The sequence below is a fragment of the Pseudomonas fluorescens genome (assembly GCF_004683905.1).
Classification (GTDB): Bacteria; Pseudomonadota; Gammaproteobacteria; order Pseudomonadales; family Pseudomonadaceae; genus Aquipseudomonas; species Aquipseudomonas putida_A.
On the sequence record NZ_CP038438.1, the window covers coordinates 4,709,642 to 4,728,919 of the forward strand.

Sequence of the window (19,278 nt, forward strand, 5' to 3'; positions counted from 1 at the left end):
ACCAACACGGTCATTGGTGAGTCAGTGCTTCGGTGAAGGTGATAGGGTCAAAAAATGTTTCTCTTTCGCTGGCATCGCAATGCGCGCTGAAAATGAACTTGCCGCCGGAGGAACTCGACACGTAAACCCGTGTAACACCCTCGAAGTCGGCGTAATTCTGCCCGGGGCGAATCACCACCGAGCCGCTACTGCCGCTCGCAGGTTCGGCGGACCAGCGCACCAGACGGTTGCGCCCGGGGTTTTGATAGGCGTCGCGCAGCGTGGCGTACAGCTCGACTTCCTGCCCCGCCGGAATCGGCTGCTGCGGCACCTGGGCAGTTAATGGTGCGGGGAAGGACAGCGTCACGGCGTCATCGGAGATATTGATAGTCGGAGCCTGTTGCGCGTCGATCAGGTCAAGCCAGAACAGTGGCGTTTCCTGCCCCATGACCTCGCCCGGCAGATACTCGACCGTCACCGTTCCATTGACTTCAGTGGGCTTGGCCACAATCGTGCCGAGGCTCACTTGCCAGTACACATTGACGCCACTCAGTGGCTTGTCATCGGCGTCCGTCAACGTCACGGTCAACAGGACTTTCTCGCCGGGTTTACCGGCCACCACCTCGGTCTTGTCCACAACACAGGTCATGGTGACCAGTGGTTGCGCCACCTCATCGGCAAAGGCAACCACCGACTCGCGGTTATCTGAAAGGCTCAGCAGCGCGCGCTCTGCGGCAATTCGATAAGCGTCCTTGTCTACGTCCTCCGGCAGATTTCCCACGAGAAAAATCGTCAGGGCGTCCATGCCGCTGTGCCGGGCCAACACGCGGATGCGCATCAGCAAATCGAGCTGGGGCAAAGTCTTGAGGATCTTCAGCGCAGGGTCGATGCGGCTGACGCACTCACGCACTTCTTGCACGCTCCAGTCGAAAAACGCCGCCAGCCGCAACGCTGCCGCTTCCTGTGCCAGCCGCAGCGCATGGCCTGTCAGGGGCGTGGGCAATGCGTTGACCTGACGCAGGTAGTCGAGCAGTTTGCCGGCCGGTTGCTCGCTCAACTCGAAGGCCCGTCCCAGCGCGGTCAGGTAATACAGGGTGCGGATCGACAGCTGGTACCGATCGTCCTGAGCCATCCAGGCCTTGTGGCCGTATTGCAGAAAGTCTTCGAGCAACACCGCAGACAGTTCCAGCTTGCTCGCCACAGCACTGCGACGTCGCACATCCGCCAGCAAGCTCAGCAGCGGGTCGGGTTGCTCTGCGGTGCGTGCAGCGGGACTGAGTGCCTCAGTTGCATCGGCACGCGCGCTGACCTGCGACAACAACTGATAAACCGTGGACTGCGCCCAGGTCAGCATCAGCAACCCGCGTTCGGTATCAAGGCCGGTGTACACCGCCAGACACTCCCGGGCGACCGAGACCTGCGCCTCCCGCGCCTTCAACAGCACGCCGAGCATTCGCTCGACGAGAATGCCCCGCACACTGGCGTCGTTTTCGCCCAGCCCCTCCCTGATTGCCTGGTCGAACTTTAGCCGGGCAAGGCTCAGGTAGTCGGTCTCGGGTATTTGCAGGTCGATGACCAGACCCGTCGGGTCGACCAGTTCGGTCAACAACCGCAGCCAGTCCAGCCCCTCCAGCGAGGGAACGCCAGCCATCGACAGCCCGGCATTGTTGAACAGCGCGGCAGGCAGCAGGTTGCGGATCTGCTCGAACAACTGCTGCTCGGCCTGTGTGGCAACCGCCAGGGCCTGCAGCGGTGCCACTTGCTGCAGCATCCACAGCACAGGGAGTTCGCGATCCTTGCACCAGGACACGCAGGAGTGCAGGGCATACATCAGATTGAGTACGTCCGGTGTGGTTTCGCTATTGAGCCGTGCGTGCACCCGCGGCAAACCTGCCAGCCCGTCGACCCAGCTCTCGCCGCCCAACAGCGTCAGCATCAGCACGCCTTCGACCGGGGTGATCCCCAGCAACCGTGGCAACTTCACCAACCGGTAGAAACTCGATATGACTGCCGTGGTGCGCCTCAGCGTGCCGCTGAACCCGTGCGCCCGTTCGATCGCTACTGCCAGGTAGGCATAAGTCTGCAGATCGATGCCCAATCCGCTGCACAACTGGCTGATTGTCAGCTCCGCGACACCCTGCGCCGGCAGCGTCGCAAACGTTGCGCCGTCCAGCACCAGGGGCTGGCGATAATTGCCCTGGCCGTTGAAGGTGCGATCGAACAGTGACAGGGCATTGGCACGCCCGTAAATCGAGATTTCATCGATAAATGCCGCGAAATCCTCTGCCGAACAGCCATAGCGTTCACGCAGCGACTGAAACAGGCCCAGCGCATGCACCTGATGGGTAGAAATCCACCACGGATTTGCCGGTGTCGCATGACGGGCCTCTGCCCTGATCGCCGCCGTCAACAACGCATCCACCTGCTCGCTGGGCAGCTCCAGCCATCGATCCAGGCGCAACTTGCGATTCATTCGTTCGTAGCGGTCAATGATGGTCGGGTCTTGTGTCAAACGATGCAGAAAGGCTTCGCTGTCTTCCCTGTAATCAATGTCGAGCGCCGGAATGGTCGCGGCGTTTAGATAGACCGAGCCGGATCGCTGGCTCTCGTCAGCACCCGGTTGCTCGCTGTCATACACGCTGACGTTGGCCGAACGCGTCGGGGCGAATTCGCGAATCGACAGCAACGCCTCGATATCCCGGGTGTCCAGCCCCGTCCGCTCGCCAAAGAATTTCACCTGATTGAGATTTAGCCAATCGGTCCCAGGTGCTCCAAAGTTGTATTGGTAATAATCGTCCCTTGCGTCGGTATCGCCAGTTTTTATCGGAGCCTCTGTCAGCAATTCACGCTGATAAGGCCCCAGCCGCGACGCATGGGTAAAGGCGCGCCCGGCATCGTTGTCCCATGCCTCAGGCTGCAGGAAATAGGGATAGGCCAGATCCACCATGTGGGCGATATTACCCACCGACAGGCCATGTTCACGGGCGACAAAATCAAGCGTGACCCAATGCTGGTAGTACGGCAGGCCGTTGGGGTAACGGGTCTGGATCAGTGCCTCTTCGAGGTCTTGCTCACTATCGTTTTCTTCGATAAACGTTTCGAGCACCGGGACGATGATGTCCAGCGCCGACACTGCCTGATGCACGGCATTGAAGTCGACCAGCAGCTTTTTCAGATCCCGACGGCGCTCATGCAAATCGAGTTTTTCGTCGCCGCCAATGGCGTGGATTTTGTCCTGGATCCAGCGCAACAACTCGATCAGGTAAGCCACCGGAGATGCGATTGACTCCAGGGCCTGCGGTGGGCACAACCCATCGAAATTGGTCGAGAACAAACTCTCGTAGCTCGGCCCCGCGACCATCGACAACAGACCGCTGTCGGGGTGCGTGACCGGGGCCTGCGGACCGCGCAACGAATGTTCGATGAACTGGCGCCGGACAAACACCGCCAGACTGTTGGCCCTGCGTAAAAAGGCCCGCGCGTCGTCGGGATTCATCCGGTAGTGGCTGACCAGTCCCCGAACGCCTTGCTCAACCAGCGGAAAAATCGAACCACCATTTTCGAGGTAATTGCAAAAATCGGTATAGGTTTCGCGCTGTTCATCGCTGAACACTTGTCTCAGCAACTGCTGCACTGGACGGATCACAGGCTCGGTCATGGTCTTGCTCCCGGTGGAATCGAAATCACCTCGAAACGCTTGCTTTCGACCCAGTCGGACTTGGTCGAGCCATCCGCAGCGTCGGTGATGGTCTGTTGGAATCGGCACCAGTGGCCGCCTGGACGCAAGGCGTGCGATGCCTCGCCGCGCCAGCCTTGATCGGTGACGGCAATGTCTTCGCTCAAGACTTGATCAGGGTCGTACCAGGTCACCACGCGCCCCACGCCCGTGCGGCCTTTACCGAGGAAGCGAAGCGGATTTTCTTTCCAGCTTCCCGGCGTCGGCTCATCGATAGCGGGCAGGTAAGTGCCGAGCTCCACTGGATGTGCAGCCGAGGGGGCAGACTCGAAGCCATCACACGACGACACCGCCACCAGTTGCGCAGTGCCGTCGGACTGCTCCGTTTCAAGCGTCAGCGACCAGGTACGATCCTCGAGCACCGGAGCGCTTACGCGTACCGAACCCTTGCTGCCCGTCAGCGTCACCAGCACTGTGTCACCGGGGTAGCCGAAGCCGGACACAACAACCCGACGACCGACGTGCACACCTCGCCCGGGGCTTTCGATAACCGGCGCGGCGGGCACCACCTTGAAACTGCGCGCAAGGCTTTCCTTCGACTCATGATCGTCGAAGAATTGCCGGGCCTTCACCTTGTAGTTGCCGACCGGCAACGTTACGTCGGCAAACCAATCGCCCTTGGCGCCTATCGAGATTTTATCGAGCAGGATTTCGCTCGGACTTTCACGCCAGATCGTCACGTGGCCAAGGGGTTCGCCGGTGCCACGAAGCGTCGAGGTGCGCGCCAGCGATTGATGCTCCTGCGGCACCGTGATGACCGGCGGCACCAGCACGACAAAAAAACTGCGCACAGCGCTGGGCAGAGAGGGTCTGCCGGCGATGGTTTGCACGGCATCGATCTGGTATTTGCGGAACTCGAGTTTTTTCAGCTCGATGAACCAGTCGCCATGAGCGGTCAGCCGTTTCGGCTCACCCAGATTCCGCCCGAATTGCGCGTCCCGCAGTTGCAATATGGCATCGTTATAACCGTCGATGCCGTGCACGGTCATGTCGTAGTGGGTGTCTGCGTTTTGCTCCGGCGCGGTGATGACCGGTTTCTCCGGGCTGACCGAGAACGTTTGCGAGGCTGGCGGCGACGGACGCCCGGCGACGGTCTGGATCACCGTCACGGTGTGCTGCTCGTCCGGAGCAAACCCGGCGTCGCGCTTGAAGGTCCATGTGCCACTGCTTCCATCAGGTTTGTGCTCGGTCGCACTGTCGCTGTACTTCAGGCTCAGTGTCGCGCCGGGCCAGCAGGTGCCGGAGATTTTCGGCGAGAGTCCATCGTCTTCGACGGCAGTGATGATGGGTGCCAGCAGCGGCACAGAGATGGTTATTTCCACCGGATCGGAGGCGAAAGCGTCTCTGGACTGCACCACCAGGACGATTCTGCTGGTATTCGGCTGCCAGGGTGTCGATGCCTCTGCCGTCCAGCCCTGGCCCGTCACGGGCGCGGGTGGTGCAATGGCGGCGCCGCTCTGCTTGTCCGTCACTTGCACTGTGGCGCCGGCTATCCCTCTGCCAGTGATACGCGGCTTGTAGTCGACAACGGTAAAAGCCAGCTCGGTCGGCGGTGGGAAACGGTCTATATTGATGACCAGCTCAACAGCGTCCGACACCGCCGCACCGAGCTTCTGCACCACACGCACGGTGCGGGTCGAACCCGGTGCCCACGCCTCGAAGGCACGGGTCAACCAGCCCTGATTCGTGACCTGCGTCGATGGAGCGAGCGCAGCGCCGGTCGCCTTGTCGGTGACCTCGACAGATGCCCCTGCAATACCTTCGCCGATGAATGTCGGAGTGTAGAGGTCATTGGTGTATCTCACAGCAGAGGGCGGTGGAAGTTTCGATGAAGCCTTGAAATGGTATTCCTGCGAGGGAATCGAGCCACCAGCAATGTCGTCAACCTTCTGCACGACCTTCAGATCGTAGTCGCCGATGGGCCAGTACTGTGAAGTCGTTCTCCAACTGCCTGCGGTCACGACAACGGCAGGTGGCGGCGTAGCTCCTGTCGGACCTCGGACAATCGTGATCTCGACCGTGGCGCCGGTAAAACCTGCGCCGGAAAACTCGATGGTGGTGAGGGTTGGATAGGTGACGCTGACGGACGTCAATGTTGGAGGGCGGATTTTGAACGTTCGCGCCAGGCTGCGTCCGGATGGCCGACCTTGAAACGTTTGTTCCGCGGCGATCGTACAACTGCCCGGGAGCAACTGCCGCGACGCGTACGTGAGCCACTTTCGATTAGTACCTACCGTTGCCCTGCCAACGACTTCCGTTGTCCTGTCCAGATAAACGACCACGGCAGCCCCAGCTGTCCCGTCTCCTTCGAATAAAGGTGTACGTGTCTCATAATCGCCTGTAGCAGGAGCCAGAATTATCGGAATACCAAACTCTACAACGGTGATCGGCACCTCATTCGACCATTGCAATGGTTGATTGTAAGCCCTTGACTCGGCTACCAGAACAATTCTGCGAAGCGGAAGTTCTACGTTCAGTTTCACATTGAATCGATTGTTTTCAACAGTGGTGCTGCCGTATAGAATCACCCCGCTGCCGGCTTCGTAAATCCGTATTTCCGTGCCACTGTGCCCCTCTCCAGAAATAATCGGCAGACGTTCATTGACCAGCACATCATCGCTGGCTGGCGAAGTGATTTTCACGGTTTTTGCTACGGTGACGGGTACCAGCGCCGACTCATCCGACCGCAATAAATTGACAATCTGCAGAGCGCCAAACTGATGTAACCCTTCCTCAAGATGATCGACTTGAACCGACCAACTACCGTCCCCCGAAGCAGTTCCTCTCCAGGTTCTATTGTTAGGTACCCGGTATACTTCGATGCTGGCGTCAGAATAGGCACCCCACCCGGAAATAACGGGGTTGGGGCCCACCAGTGCCGGAGGGGCATTGACAGTTATGGGCTTGATAACGCGAAACTTCCCGGAAAAACCCCAATCAGACCACACACCCTGTGCATCGAATTGGGTATGTATTTCGCAGTCCGGCCCTTGTTCGAAATCATCAAGGGTGAACTCATAGTAGTAACCGTTGTGCGTACCCGTGATTTCCCGTTTATAGCCCGGGTTGTAAATATGGACTTTCCATTTGCCATTGCGATTGAATCCGAAATCGCAACGAACTCGTAATGGCATTTTTTGCATGGTTCCAGATAGCGGGACGGAAAACGTTGGGGCAGCCCATCCGGTTACAACGGGATCATCTGGTTCGTCGCTCATGACATGTGAACTCCTGGACTGTTTGACGGGCTGGTCTTGCTCCGTTTTGTATCCCCATTGAGGAGTAAGCCACACCTGTAAAATCTGACAGTCCCGACGAACGGTAGCCTTCCACCACCGTGTATTTCTTGGTGTGTCTCCTGCGTGTCGAGAGGCTACAACGCCTTGCGCCTTTGCCTACAGATCCGCCAGAATCCGCCGGCTTGTGCGCTTTGCCGATGCCCCGTAACGTGGTCCGTGCCGCTGCCAATCAGTGGTCGGGTTTAGTCGCCCGGGGGTTTCACCAATGTGCATAAGCGTCATCAAGTCGGGTATTCCCTATCCCCGCACTCGATGGTGGCTGTTCGCAGGGCGCCTTCGGGCGCGCCGGTTTTTGGTGATGGTTTCCCCCGGTCGACTAACCTGCGTTCAGCCGCCACCCTCTCGTTTAGTCGCGAGATCGTGCTGGCATCACTTAAGGGAAAATCACCATGTTCAAAGCAACCCCTAATCCGCCCGAAACAAATCCTGCCGATACCTCGCCCTACGAATCCCCCGATTCACGAAAGCTCCACGAAGCCGCCGAGCGCGCCCTCGACCACTACCTCAAACCCGAACCGCCCTCGCGCAATTCAGTGGATCGTGGCATGCAGATGTTCCGGGTCGCGCCTGACATCAACCCCGAAGCCATCGCCATCCAGACCTACGAAACCTTCTCGTCGGTGAGCATTCTGCTGCTGGATCTGGCGGACAGCCTGGAAGACAAACCACGGCATCTGGCGATGGCGATCTATCAGTTGAGCGAGATGGGGTTATTGCTGGCGGAGAAGACGCTGGACAGTGAGCGGGCGATTGCTGTGGGTTAGCCTTTGGAGAAGCGTTGTCCGGGCTGATGCCTTCGCGGGCAAGCCCGCTCCCACAGGGATTTGTGGTGTGCACAAATGCTTTGATCAACCCCGGACACTGTGGGAGCGGGCTTGCCCGCGATAGCAATTATGCGAGCGTCGCCGAAGTCAGGCTGAGGCCGGCAATGGCTGGAAGCTGAAGTACTGACGCAGCGCCTCGACCAGTTGCGCATATTCCGGGGGCGGGCGCTGCAGGCTGAACCCGGCGTCGTAATGCAGGGGCGTCGCGTCTTCGTGGCACCACAGGCAGCACGCCGTGAGGTCGATGACCTGCTGGCAGCCGTCGCTGAATGGCAGTTTGAGACGCAGACTGAAATCGACGCCGATCATCATCGGCAACTGGCTGATGAGCATCAGCCCGTCCTCGGACACGTTGCCCAGAAAACCGATGGGTTTGTCGGTGACGCTGTTGTACACCCGCAGGAAGTACGGCAACTGGTGCCGTTCAATTCGACGATCGGTAAACATGCGCAGTACGCCATGCAAGGCTCCATCACAGAGCCGCACCTTTGCTTCGGAACGTGCCTGCCCTGCAGACGCGCTCTCCCCGCTTCCGGTGTGACGGTCGCCAATACGCCATCACCTCAACCTCTACCAGTCGCAGGTGTTGCCCCGGCCCAAAATCAGGCTCTGAACCGGATCACTGGACTATAGCTCAGCTTGTACAGTCGGCCAGCGTTTGTATGACAACCAGCATCAGAAACGTTGCGGACTTGGTACTGCCGCTGCGCTGCGAGTCGGGTAATGTCCCAGGCTCTGCAGGGTTTCCAGGCGGGCGCGCGCGCGGAAGGCGTATTCGCTGTTGGGGTACGAGGCGATGATGAACTGGTAGGTCTGCGCCGCGTCGATGTACATTTTTTGCCGTTCCAGGCACTGGCCGCGCATCATCGACACTTCCGGCCACACATACGGACGGGCCCGGCTGGCGCGTTCGACCTTGGACAGTTCGAGCATCACCTGCTCGCAATTGCCCCGGTCGTAGGCGCTGTAGGCGTTGTTCAAATGATGGTTCATCGACCAACGGGTGCAGCCCGTGACGGCGAGGACGCTGAGGGCAAGGGCGGCAATGGGCAACAATCGCATGGGGAGGTTCTCCTGTCTTGAGGTCTGTATCGACCTTGCGCGAAAAATCTTCAATGCCGCCCTCGACAGCGTGGTATCAGTGCGGGGCGTCCTCGGGAGAGTTGGCATCGCCCTTCGGTGCAGATGGGGTTGACTCCAGATGGATGGTCACTACCGGTGACCTTGGCGAAACCGTGCCGTCCGGGCTTCTTTCAACGACATAAAAACCGAATTTGCTCAGATCCAGGAACGTATTCCATCTCCCGTTGCTACTGATCAATTGGCCAAACAGCGGATTCAAGGGATCCCTGGTGCTGTAGGCGATCGAGAAATTTCCGGGTGTTCCTGTTCCCTCCACTCGAAAACGGACACCTGGCTTGTCGCCATCTTTTGGGCTTTCAATCACTGGCGGTTCCAGCGCCTGGTGTGTTTCTTTTTCAGCTGTCATGTCGTTAGCCTCGCAGCCCCGCCACCATTGGCGGGATTCAATCTGTATATCGATCGAAAAACCGCGTGCCACCTGTTAGAAATACCAGTACCGACCAGCGGTAGCGGTTGCCGGTCACAGTCGTTGAAAAAAAACCACGTTCAATAAAGAAAACAATAAGTAGTGCAAACGAACAATGACTACACCCCAAGAGCATAGTAGCCTCTGCTAGCGCTTGAACTCAGGAGTCTTTGCATGTCCGTCCGTCGTACCAAAATCGTCGCTACCCTTGGCCCGGCCAGTAACTCGCCGGAAGTTCTCGAACAGCTGATTCTGGCTGGTCTGGACGTCGCCCGTCTGAACTTCTCCCACGGCACCCCCGACGAGCACAAGGCTCGCGCGAAGCTGGTGCGTGACCTCGCCGCCAAGCACGGCCGTTTCGTCGCCCTGCTGGGTGACCTGCAAGGCCCGAAAATCCGTATCGCCAAATTCGCCAACAAGCGCATTGAGCTGAAGATCGGTGACAAGTTCACCTTTTCCACCAGCCATCCGCTGACCGAAGGCAACCAGCAAGTGGTCGGCATCGACTACCCGGATCTGGTGAAAGACTGCGGCGTGGGCGACGAGCTGCTGCTCGACGACGGCCGCGTGGTGATGCGCGTCGAAACCGCCACCGCTACCGAGCTGCACTGCGTGGTGACCATCGGCGGTCCGCTGTCCGACCACAAAGGCATCAACCGTCGCGGTGGCGGCCTGACCGCGCCGGCCCTGACCGAAAAAGACAAGGCCGACATCAAGCTCGCCGCCGAAATGGAAGTCGACTACCTCGCCGTGTCCTTCCCGCGTGACGCCGCCGACATGAACTACGCCCGTCAACTGCGTGACGAAGCCGGCGGCACTGCCTGGCTGGTGGCGAAGATCGAACGCGCCGAAGCCGTGGCCGACGATGAAACCCTCGACGGCCTGATCAAGGCTTCCGACGCAGTGATGGTTGCTCGTGGTGACCTCGGTGTGGAAATCGGCGACGCCGAGCTGGTGGGCATTCAGAAGAAGATCATTCTGCACGCACGCCGCCACAACAAAGCGGTGATCGTTGCGACCCAGATGATGGAGTCGATGATCCAGAACCCGATGCCGACCCGCGCCGAAGTGTCCGACGTGGCCAACGCCGTGCTCGACTACACCGACGCCGTGATGCTCTCGGCCGAATCCGCTGCCGGCCTCTACCCGCTGGAAGCCGTTCAGGCGATGGCGCGCATCTGCGTCGGCGCTGAAAAGCACCCGACCAGCAAGACTTCCAGCCACCGTATCGGCAAGGAATTCGAGCGCTGCGACGAAAGTATCGCCCTGGCAACCATGTACACCGCCAACCACTTCCCGGGCGTGAAAGCGATCATCGCACTGACTGAAAGCGGCTACACCCCGCTGATCATGTCGCGTATCCGTTCCTCGGTGCCGATCTACGCGTTCACCCCGCACCGCGAAGCCCAGGCCCGCGCGGCGATGTTCCGTGGCGTGTACACCGTTCCGTTCGACCCGGCTTCGCTGGCCCCGAACGAAGTCAGCCAGAAAGCGATCGACGAGCTGGTCAAGCGCGGCGTTGTGGAAAAAGGCGACTGGGTCATCCTGACCAAGGGCGACAGCTACCACACCACCGGTGGCACCAACGGCATGAAGATCCTGCACGTTGGCGACCCGCAGGTCTGAGTGATTCGCTGAAAACCAAAAGCCCCGGCATGCGAATGCCGGGGCTTTTTTATTACCGTTAACACCTGTCGGGCGAATCTACAACTGTCAGACCTGACAGTTGTGCCACTGACGCTGGAAGCTTTTAATCGAAACTCGTCCGATCATTAATCTTCAGAGTTTTTACGCTTTTCTATCGTGCAATGAACTGACGACCTGTTTTTCCGCAATTGCACGAGGTCGAAAAAATGACGAGTCAAAAAACTTACGGCGGGATGCTCGATACCAATTTCGGCGACAAAGGAATTGTGACGATAGTCAACGGAAATCCGGACTACGGAACTATCCATATCAAACAACTGCTGGTAAAGGATTCCTGGATCTATTTCGGCGGGCATTCCTCCAAAGGCAATTTCAGCTACTTCACCCTGGGCCGCCTGGATCTAAATGGCGATCCTGATCTTGATTATGGCGAGAACGGTTTATTCCAACACCCGCTTCCCGAGTTTTCCGGCCTTTCCTCGTTTGCTTTGCAAGATGGCAGGATTATCGTTAACGCCGAATCCAAATCGTCTATTTCTACCAACTTTTCGTATTTTTACCGATTGGAAGCAAATGGATCACTGGATAAAACCTTTGGCGAAGATGGCCAGGTTTGTCTGGAACTCGGTTCGCTATCCACGCAACCAATTGAAGTTCTGAAAAACTCCGCCGCTGACCAGACGGGTATGGTGATCTTGCGTGACGGCAAGATTCTCACTATTCATTACTATGGATGGATCATACGCCTGACGCCGCAGGGAGCTCCGGACACAACTTTCTCCCTTACAGGCTTCATCCATATCAAAAACCCTCATAATCCAACGAGTCTGTTGCAGAGCTTGCTGGTTGACGATACGCAAGAGAAATATGTGGTTGGAGGCTTGACGCTCGCCGCATCAAGTCACCATGCCATGCTTGCATGCTTGCCTGCTTGCATGATAATGGTAAGCCCGATGAATCGTTTGGCTGGATGAAAAATGGTTTCGTGGTGTTCGATATACGTGCATCAGAATTCAAACAACTTGTGCGACAGCACAATGGAGGGATTCTTGGGGTTGGTGAAGCGGGAACATCTTCAGATATCAAAGCGTTGCTGATCAGCTCCGAGCCCAATGGTGAACCGAACATTCAATTCAATCAGGGTCGACCGTTGCTGACGGCCCTGGCCAAGGAAACACAGTGGGAGGCCGGTGCATTTCAAGAGGACGGCCGGTCTGTTGTCGTGGGGTCGACAGGCACTTTCACGCCCATGACTCACCAGCTTGTCGTGGCCCGCTTTAACAGCAACGGGACACTGGATGCCAACTTTGGTAATGGAGAGGGTTACGTCAAACAAACTCTGCCAACCGATGGAAAAGGAACGTATATGGCCAGCATTGCCTTTCAGTCCGATGAAAAAATCCTCGTGAGCGCCATTCCCTTTGTGTTGAGAGACGAGGAGCCTGGATATCCAATGATCTTGCGGTACTTGCCTAACTGAAGGGCAATGCCCTGAGTAATTCCGGTAAACATTGTTGCTCCTCATCTCAAGGAAATGGCCATGACTTCCCAACAGTCGAGTTCCTCACTTATGTCCGGCAAGCTTGATCCTGAATTTGGTAAAGACGGATTTAAGTATCTGACTTCACCGCTTCCTGACTATCCGAAATACCATTCAACCGTGGTCGCGGTAGGGCCTGATGACATGATTTACGTCGCTGGCGAGGCGTACGGCGACCATGGCGCGTTCCACACGGTCACCCGTCTTGATCAGCGTGGCGCTATCGACGAGAGCTTCGGCAACAACGGGTTTTTCTATAGCGAAACTATTGGCACTCATCGAGCCGACTTTCCCGCTGAGCAAATTGTTTTCTCAGAAGGAAAAATCCTGGTGAGCGGAGAAATGGGTTACTACAACGAAGGTCCAAGATACGACAAAGCCATAATCCGTTTTAATTTGAACGGCACAATTGATGAGACATTTGGCGACAAAGGAGCGTTCATTTTCTATACCCCTGACGTAAGTGAGGCTTCATCAAACAAAGACGCTTACAATGAAAAACGTCAGAAAATCGCCGACTCGAGACTACTCAAACATTCCAAATCGAATACAACTACACCTTCCACTTCCAATTTAATGATGCTTGCCGATGGACGTCTTTTGTTACTCCATGAGTCTGGCTCTTTCTTTGAAAGTTGCAGCTTTATAATCCGTGTTACCCAAGATGGAAAACTTGACACAACATTTAATAAAACCGGCTTCATCAAAGTCGCTCATGACAAGTTTAATTTTACTCTGCTTAGAAGCCTCACGGTCACCAGTACAGGCGACTACATTAGTGCCGGCATCGTCAGGCACGAGTACGGGGGCATCCCTGAAGCCGTTGTTCTGGTAAAACATGATGAAGAGGGGCAACTGATCACTGACTTTCAAACGGACGGATTCAAGTTAATAAAACCCAGTAATACAAACAGCTACTTCACTCTTTCAAGCACGAAAAATCAAACTAACAATCGCATCCTCTGCCTGGGTGCGAAAGTTGAAAGAGGCTCGACCAGCCATGAGGGCTTATTAATCAGCCTCGAAGAAAATGGCCACACCAATATTCAATTCAACGGCGGAGAGCCCGTTTTTTTCCGGCTCAATTCAAAAGACACTTACTTCTCCAAAGCGGACTTTCTTTCTAGTGGAAAGTTTCTGGTTACGGGAATTACAAGAAAAGGCGACCTGAACCATTATGCGGTTACTCGTTTTTTAGCCAACGGCGCTCACGATGAAGAATATGGCAATGGGGGCTGGTTTGAATACAGACAAACAATAGTTCCTTCCTACTACAGCTCAGTTATTGCTCATGAAAAAATCATAATGTCGTCATTCCCCGATGATGGTGATTTAGGCAGACGTCCTATTGCACGCGGATTAATGTCTTGACTCATCAAAGCCCCGGCATGTGAATGCCGGGTCTTTTTGCATTCTGAGCTAAAAGATGCGGCGTCTATTCTGCCCTCATCGCTGACAAGCCAGCTCCCACAAGGCTCGGCGGCGATCACGGATTTTGCATCCACCACAAAAACTGTGAGAGCTGGCTTGCCAGCGATGAGGCCGTCCAGATCAGCGAAGATCTCAGTGCCGCTTGATAAACCCGGTCAACGCCGCTAATGCCTCCGGTGAGCGCAAGCGCTGGGTGAACAGTGCGCCCTCCTCCTCGATCACCTTACGGATCAATTCGCGATCCGGCGCTCGCATCAATTGCTTGCTGATACGCACCGCTTCGGCCGGTAGCTCGTCGAAACGCAACGCCATCTCCCGCGCCTTGTTCAGTGCCGCTTCGCCGCTGCCCAACGCCTCGCTGGCAATGCCCCACTGCGCCGCCTGTTCACCGCTGAATCCTTCGCCGAGCAGCAACAGCTCCGCCGCTTTCGCGTGTCCGAGCAAACGCGGCAGGATCAGGCTGGAACCGAACTCCGGGCACAGCCCGAGGTTGACGAATGGCATGCGCAACCGCGCATCGCGGCTGACGTAGACCAGATCGCAATGCAGCAACAACGTGGTACCGATGCCCACCGCCGCGCCGGCCACGGCGGCGATCACCGGTTTGCGGCATTCAAGCAGGTTGAGCATGAAGTGGAACACCGGGCTGTCGAGGTCGCTCGGCGGTTGCTGGATGAAGTCGGCGATGTCGTTGCCGGCGGTGAAGCACTCGGCACCGCCGGTGATCAGCACGGCGTTGATTTCAGGATCGTTGTCGGCCTGCTTCAGGGCCTCGGCGAGGCGACTGTACATCGCGCGGGTCAGGGCGTTTTTCTTGTCCGGACGGTTGAGCCGCAGGGTGAGCAAACCGCGTTCGCGTTCCAGCAGGATGGCTTCGGTCATGGCGTGTCTCAACATGGCTGGTTTAAGAGGTTCTCTGTGGCGAGGGGATTCATCCCCGATTGAGTGCGCAGCGCTCACAATTTTTTGGGGCCGCTACGCAGCCCATCGGGGATAAATCCCCTCGCCACAGAAGTTCACCTTCACACGAGATTCAGCGCTCAACCGCGGGACAAAAACACATCGGCCAGCAGTTGATTGCGCGGCAGTCCGGCCAGGTACAGACGCTTGGCAAACGCATCGACGCTGGCAGTCGAGCCGCAGACTAAGGCCAGGGTTTGCCGGGAAACAAGGCGCAGTTGCGCCAAAGCGGCGGCTGAGTCGGCCGCCGTCCACAGCTCGACGCTGAGGTTTTCGCGCTGCGCAGCAAGCGCCGCCAGGGGTTTGGCCAGATAGTGCTCGCGCTCGTCATGGGCCAGGTGAATGACGCGGATGGCGCCCTGATGATCCTGGCGCAAGGCTTCGCGCAGCACGCCGAACAATGGCCCCAGCCCGGTACCGGCCGCCAGCAGCCACAGCGGGCGCGAGTGCCAGTCCGGGTCGTAATGCAGCGCGCCGCCACGCAGTTCGCCGAGGCGGATCGGGTCGCCGATCTGCAGGCGCCGCGCCGCATCGCTGAATTCGCCGGGCTGGCGACAGTCGAGGTGAAATTCGAGAAAACGGTCTTCCTGCGGCAGGCTCGCCAGCGAATACGGCCGGGCGATATGGTTGATCCACAGCACCAGATGCTGCCCGGCGCTGTAGCGCAGTGGTCGCTGCGGGGTCAGGCGCAAACGCAGGACGTTATCGCTGAGCCAGTCCAGCGCCTCGACCACCGCCGGGCGCCCGTCGGTGACGGGGTCGAAGGTGTGTACCTGCAAATCTTCCGTGACCTGACACTGACAAGCCAGCCGCCAGCCTTGCTGGCGCTGTTCGGCGCTCAAGGCATCCGGGCGACTGTCGGCGGGCAAGCCGCTCACGCACTGCACCAGACAGGCATGGCAACTGCCGGCGCGGCAGCTGTAAGGCACCGCGACGCCGTGCTGATTCAGCGCGTCGAGCAAATTGCTGCCCGCCGCCACCGGCCATTGCCGATCACCGACGCGAAGTTCAGGCATCCACATTCTCCCATGCCGCTGCACAACGATTGCGCCCGTCGCGCTTGGCCCGGTACAGCGCCTGATCGGCACGCTGCAAGGCGTCGTCCAGATCATCGCCCAGCCCCAGCAAGGTCATGCCTGCCGACAGACTCAGGCTGCGCACATTCAGGCCCACCAGTTCGACGTCGGTGAAGGCGATGCGCAGACGTTCACAACAGGCCGTCAGGCGTTCGGCATCGCAGTCGGGCAGCAACACCACGAACTCCTCGCCACCGTAACGCGCCAGCACGTCGCCGTCACGCAGGCAGGCACCCGCCACGCCAGCGAACGCCTGCAACACCTGATCGCCCGCGGCATGGCCGTGCAGGTCGTTGATGCGTTTGAAGTGATCGAGGTCGATCAGCGCCAGACCATGCACCACGCCTGGCTCCATCTCCGCCAGTTCCCGTGAGGCCAGGCGCAGAAAATGCCGGCGATTGAACAGCCCGGTCAGCTCATCGGTGGCCACCAGATCTTCGAGCTGGCGCATCATCCCGCGCAGGGTGTCCTGATGCGCCTGCAAGGCAAACCGGCGCTGGCGCATGCGTTGCCGTGAAACCTGGACGAAGCGTGCATAAATCACCAGCCACGCCAGCACCATCGCCAGAATGCACACCTGCAACGCCGCCAGCGCCGGATCCGGCAGACGGAAGTGGTAGCCGTCCCAGAGGGTGATCGCACAGAAACTGAAGAACACCAGCAGCGCGCAACGAATGAAGGCGCGCCGGGTTAAATGAAACAGGCCGAACAGCAGGATCAGCACGTAGAACACCAGAAACGCGCCGCGTGCTTCATCCAGATGGGCGATCAGCCAGGTCTGCCAGCCGAGCCCGAGCAGCACTTGCGCTTCGGTCAGGCTGGGGTCGGCAAAGCGCTGGTTGCGCCCGGACCAGAACAGCGTAAACAACGTCGCCTGGCAGATCACCACCAGCGCGCTGCCGATGGCCACGCTGTTCAATGATTGCGGGTAATGCCCGGTGAAAAACGCCAGCCACAGCAGCAGCAAAGCCAATCCATAGGTGGCTGCGGCGAGGGCAAAGCGCTTGAGCAAAAGACGTTGAATGGCGTTATGGGTCAATCGTTGACTCACCGTGCGATAGGAGGCTGACCGAGTGTCCTACTCTACAGACCGGATGCCACTTTAGAGGGGCGGTCGATAAATGACCACCGATTTTCGGGCTCGAAAATTGACGTCAAAAGTGTGGCCTCAAAAGCCCCTCACCCTAGCCCTCTCCCCGAGGGAGAGGGAACTGACCGCATTGTTTATTTGAGATACGCCGACCTGATACATCATGCCGAACTCAGGTTTTGAATTCGCCACAAATCGGCTCCCTTCCCCCCTCGCCCCCTTGGGGGAGAGGGCTGGGGTGAGGGGGTGGGTATTGAAGTGCAAACCCGATGTTCGATATTCGCCCAACCATGCGACCAACGAATGACTGCCGACGCGTGTATGCCCGGAAGAGGCGCGGTATACTGCCGCGCCTTTTTAGCGTCGCGCCAGCAGCCCCGGCGTGCCTTGAAAGGTGCTTGCGACCGACCGATGCACCCAAGCTGCAAGCACCTTATTGAATGTTCCCGTCTTTTAGAGGAGCGCGACTCATGACCGTGATCAAGCAAGATGACCTGATTCAGAGCGTTGCCGACGCCCTGCAATTCATTTCCTACTACCACCCCGTGGACTTCATCCAGGCGATGCACGAAGCCTACCTGCGCGAAGAATCGCCAGCGGCCCGTGATTCGATCGCGCAGATCCTGATCAACTCGCGCATGTGCGCCACCGGCCACCGGCCGATCTGCCAGGACACCGGCATCGTCACCGTGTTCGTGCGTGTGGGCATGGACGTACGTTGGGATGGCGCGACCATGAGCCTGGACGACATGATCAACGAAGGCGTGCGCCGCGCCTACAACCTGCCGGAAAACGTCCTGCGTGCCTCGATCCTCGCCGACCCGGCGGGCGCTCGCAAAAACACCAAGGACAACACCCCGGCAGTCATCCACTACTCCATCGTCCCGGGCAACACCGTGGAAGTGGACGTGGCGGCCAAGGGCGGCGGTTCCGAGAACAAGTCGAAAATGGCCATGCTCAATCCGTCCGACTCGATCGTTGACTGGGTGCTCAAGACCGTTCCGACCATGGGCGCTGGCTGGTGCCCACCGGGCATGCTGGGCATCGGCATCGGCGGCACCGCCGAGAAAGCCGCAGTGATGGCCAAGGAAGTGTTGATGGAATCCATCGACATTCACGAACTGAAAGCCCGTGGCCCACAGAACCGTATCGAAGAGATCCGTCTGGAGCTGTTCGAGAAGGTCAACCAACTGGGCATCGGCGCCCAGGGCCTCGGTGGCCTGACCACCGTGCTCGACGTGAAGATCATGGACTACCCGACCCACGCCGCCTCGCTGCCGGTGTGCATGATCCCGAACTGCGCCGCCACCCGTCACGCGCACTTCGTGCTCGACGGTTCCGGCCCGGCCTCGCTGGAAGCGCCATCGCTGGACGCCTACCCGGAAATCGTCTGGGAAGCCGGCCCGTCGGCCCGTCGCGTCAACCTCGACACCCTGACCCCGGAAGAAGTGCAGAGCTGGAAGCCGGGCGAAACCGTCCTGCTCAACGGCAAGATGCTCACCGGTCGCGACGCGGCGCACAAGCGCATGGTCGAGATGCTGAACAAGGGTGAAACCCTGCCGGTGGATCTGAAAGGCCGCTTTATCTACTACGTCGGCCCGGTTGATCCGGTCGGTGACGAAGTGGTTGGCCCGGCTGGCCCGACCACCGCGACGCGGATGGACAAGTTCACCCGTCAGATCCTTGAGCAGACCGGCCTGCTGGGCATGATCGGCAAGTCCGAACGTGGCCCGACCGCGATCGAAGCGATCAAGGACAACAAGGCCGTGTACCTGATGGCCGTGGGCGGCGCCGCTTATCTGGTGGCCCAGGCCATCAAGAAGTCCAAGGTGCTGGCCTTCGCCGAGCTGGGCATGGAAGCGATCTACGAGTTCGAGGTCAAGGACATGCCGGTCACCGTCGCGGTGGACAGCAACGGTGAGTCGGTACACATCACCGGCCCGGCGATCTGGCAACAGAAGATCGCCGAAAGCCTGGCGGTAGAAGTGCAGTAAGCGTTTCGCAGCTGTAAAAAGGCCGGCCCGTCATATGACGGGCCGGCTTTTTTTGTGCCCGCCTGTCCGTGCGGGGCACCCTGCACATTAATGGCTCTTTGGCACCTGTCAGATCTGACAGGTTACGAGATCTCCACTTGTTGGTAGCGTCTG

At 58.4% G+C, this 19,278-nt stretch carries 14 protein-coding genes; 6 read left to right on the forward strand and 8 right to left on the reverse strand.

The window, feature by feature from the left end:
* Positions 1–10: 10 nt before the first annotated feature.
* Both E4T63_RS21720 and E4T63_RS21725 read right to left on the reverse strand, forming a co-directional pair.
* Complete coding sequence (locus E4T63_RS21720; protein WP_135296434.1) at positions 11–3,637, reverse strand: Tc toxin subunit A; 3,627 nt, start codon at positions 3,635–3,637, stop codon at positions 11–13.
* Entirely contained in the window at positions 3,634–6,933 is a 3,300-nt protein-coding gene (locus tag E4T63_RS21725) for a hypothetical protein (protein ID WP_135296435.1), read from the reverse strand. Before E4T63_RS21725 ends, E4T63_RS21720 begins: the two co-directional genes overlap by 4 nt.
* Positions 6,934–7,403: 470 nt before the next feature.
* On the opposite strand from E4T63_RS21725, the gene E4T63_RS21730 reads away from it, so the two are divergent.
* Positions 7,404–7,778, forward strand: coding sequence for a DUF6124 family protein (locus E4T63_RS21730; protein ID WP_098965299.1), 375 nt, complete (start codon positions 7,404–7,406; stop codon positions 7,776–7,778).
* A gap of 147 nt (positions 7,779–7,925) precedes the next feature.
* On the opposite strand, the gene E4T63_RS21735 is transcribed toward E4T63_RS21730, so the two are convergent.
* The 3 genes from E4T63_RS21735 to E4T63_RS21745 all read right to left on the reverse strand — a co-directional run bounded on the left by E4T63_RS21735 (position 7,926) and on the right by E4T63_RS21745 (position 9,327).
* Positions 7,926–8,285: a PilZ domain-containing protein gene (locus tag E4T63_RS21735; RefSeq protein ID WP_095137007.1), complete on the reverse strand. Its 360-nt coding sequence runs from the start codon at positions 8,283–8,285 to the stop codon at positions 7,926–7,928.
* 228 nt (positions 8,286–8,513) lie between these two features.
* The gene (locus tag E4T63_RS21740) at positions 8,514–8,900 is read right to left on the reverse strand and encodes a tetratricopeptide repeat protein (RefSeq protein ID WP_095137006.1); all 387 of its coding nucleotides are present in this window, start codon (positions 8,898–8,900) and stop codon (positions 8,514–8,516) included.
* 76 nt (positions 8,901–8,976) lie between these two features.
* Positions 8,977–9,327 (reverse strand): hypothetical protein, encoded by a 351-nt coding sequence (locus tag E4T63_RS21745; RefSeq protein ID WP_135296436.1) that lies wholly within the window; start codon positions 9,325–9,327, stop codon positions 8,977–8,979.
* 234 nt (positions 9,328–9,561) lie between these two features.
* Between E4T63_RS21745 and pyk the strand changes: the two genes are divergently transcribed.
* The 4 genes from pyk to E4T63_RS21765 all read left to right on the forward strand — a co-directional run bounded on the left by pyk (position 9,562) and on the right by E4T63_RS21765 (position 13,945).
* Positions 9,562–11,013 (forward strand): pyruvate kinase, encoded by a 1,452-nt coding sequence (pyk, locus tag E4T63_RS21750; RefSeq protein ID WP_003227610.1) that lies wholly within the window; start codon positions 9,562–9,564, stop codon positions 11,011–11,013.
* Positions 11,014–11,240: 227 nt separating this feature from the next.
* On the forward strand, positions 11,241–12,008 hold the full coding sequence (locus E4T63_RS21755; RefSeq protein ID WP_135296437.1) for a hypothetical protein: 768 nt from the start codon (positions 11,241–11,243) through the stop codon (positions 12,006–12,008).
* Complete coding sequence (locus E4T63_RS21760; RefSeq protein WP_167797084.1) at positions 12,005–12,514, forward strand: hypothetical protein; 510 nt, start codon at positions 12,005–12,007, stop codon at positions 12,512–12,514. The genes E4T63_RS21755 and E4T63_RS21760 overlap by 4 nt, the downstream gene beginning before the upstream one ends.
* A gap of 60 nt (positions 12,515–12,574) precedes the next feature.
* Positions 12,575–13,945, forward strand: coding sequence for a delta-60 repeat domain-containing protein (locus E4T63_RS21765; RefSeq protein ID WP_167797085.1), 1,371 nt, complete (start codon positions 12,575–12,577; stop codon positions 13,943–13,945).
* Between the two features lie 192 nt (positions 13,946–14,137).
* On the opposite strand, the gene E4T63_RS21770 is transcribed toward E4T63_RS21765, so the two are convergent.
* From E4T63_RS21770 to E4T63_RS21780, 3 genes are all read right to left on the reverse strand, one after another.
* Positions 14,138–14,887 (reverse strand): enoyl-CoA hydratase-related protein, encoded by a 750-nt coding sequence (locus E4T63_RS21770; RefSeq protein WP_135296440.1) that lies wholly within the window; start codon positions 14,885–14,887, stop codon positions 14,138–14,140.
* 158 nt (positions 14,888–15,045) lie between these two features.
* Complete coding sequence (locus E4T63_RS21775) at positions 15,046–15,981, reverse strand: iron-sulfur-binding ferredoxin reductase (protein WP_135296441.1); 936 nt, start codon at positions 15,979–15,981, stop codon at positions 15,046–15,048.
* Positions 15,974–17,080, reverse strand: coding sequence for a GGDEF domain-containing protein (locus E4T63_RS21780; RefSeq protein ID WP_135296442.1), 1,107 nt, complete (start codon positions 17,078–17,080; stop codon positions 15,974–15,976). The genes E4T63_RS21775 and E4T63_RS21780 overlap by 8 nt, the downstream gene beginning before the upstream one ends.
* A 521-nt stretch (positions 17,081–17,601) precedes the next feature.
* Between E4T63_RS21780 and E4T63_RS21785 the strand changes: the two genes are divergently transcribed.
* Positions 17,602–19,125 (forward strand): fumarate hydratase, encoded by a 1,524-nt coding sequence (locus tag E4T63_RS21785; protein WP_027612504.1) that lies wholly within the window; start codon positions 17,602–17,604, stop codon positions 19,123–19,125.
* Positions 19,126–19,278: the final 153 nt, after the last annotated feature.

What these genes read in the sequence shown, in the direction of transcription:
- E4T63_RS21720 (WP_135296434.1), bottom strand. Translation starts at nt 3,637, where the DNA reads ATGACCGAGCCTGTGATCCGTCCAGTGCAGCAGTTGCTGAGACAAGTG.
- E4T63_RS21725 (WP_135296435.1), bottom strand. Translation starts at nt 6,933, where the DNA reads ATGAGCGACGAACCAGATGATCCCGTTGTAACCGGATGGGCTGCCCCA.
- E4T63_RS21730 (WP_098965299.1), top strand. Translation starts at nt 7,404, where the DNA reads ATGTTCAAAGCAACCCCTAATCCGCCCGAAACAAATCCTGCCGATACC.
- E4T63_RS21735 (WP_095137007.1), bottom strand. Translation starts at nt 8,285, where the DNA reads ATGTTTACCGATCGTCGAATTGAACGGCACCAGTTGCCGTACTTCCTG.
- E4T63_RS21740 (WP_095137006.1), bottom strand. Translation starts at nt 8,900, where the DNA reads ATGCGATTGTTGCCCATTGCCGCCCTTGCCCTCAGCGTCCTCGCCGTC.
- E4T63_RS21745 (WP_135296436.1), bottom strand. Translation starts at nt 9,327, where the DNA reads ATGACAGCTGAAAAAGAAACACACCAGGCGCTGGAACCGCCAGTGATT.
- pyk (WP_003227610.1), top strand. Translation starts at nt 9,562, where the DNA reads ATGTCCGTCCGTCGTACCAAAATCGTCGCTACCCTTGGCCCGGCCAGT.
- E4T63_RS21755 (WP_135296437.1), top strand. Translation starts at nt 11,241, where the DNA reads ATGACGAGTCAAAAAACTTACGGCGGGATGCTCGATACCAATTTCGGC.
- E4T63_RS21760 (WP_167797084.1), top strand. Translation starts at nt 12,005, where the DNA reads ATGAAAAATGGTTTCGTGGTGTTCGATATACGTGCATCAGAATTCAAA.
- E4T63_RS21765 (WP_167797085.1), top strand. Translation starts at nt 12,575, where the DNA reads ATGACTTCCCAACAGTCGAGTTCCTCACTTATGTCCGGCAAGCTTGAT.
- E4T63_RS21770 (WP_135296440.1), bottom strand. Translation starts at nt 14,887, where the DNA reads ATGACCGAAGCCATCCTGCTGGAACGCGAACGCGGTTTGCTCACCCTG.
- E4T63_RS21775 (WP_135296441.1), bottom strand. Translation starts at nt 15,981, where the DNA reads ATGCCTGAACTTCGCGTCGGTGATCGGCAATGGCCGGTGGCGGCGGGC.
- E4T63_RS21785 (WP_027612504.1), top strand. Translation starts at nt 17,602, where the DNA reads ATGACCGTGATCAAGCAAGATGACCTGATTCAGAGCGTTGCCGACGCC.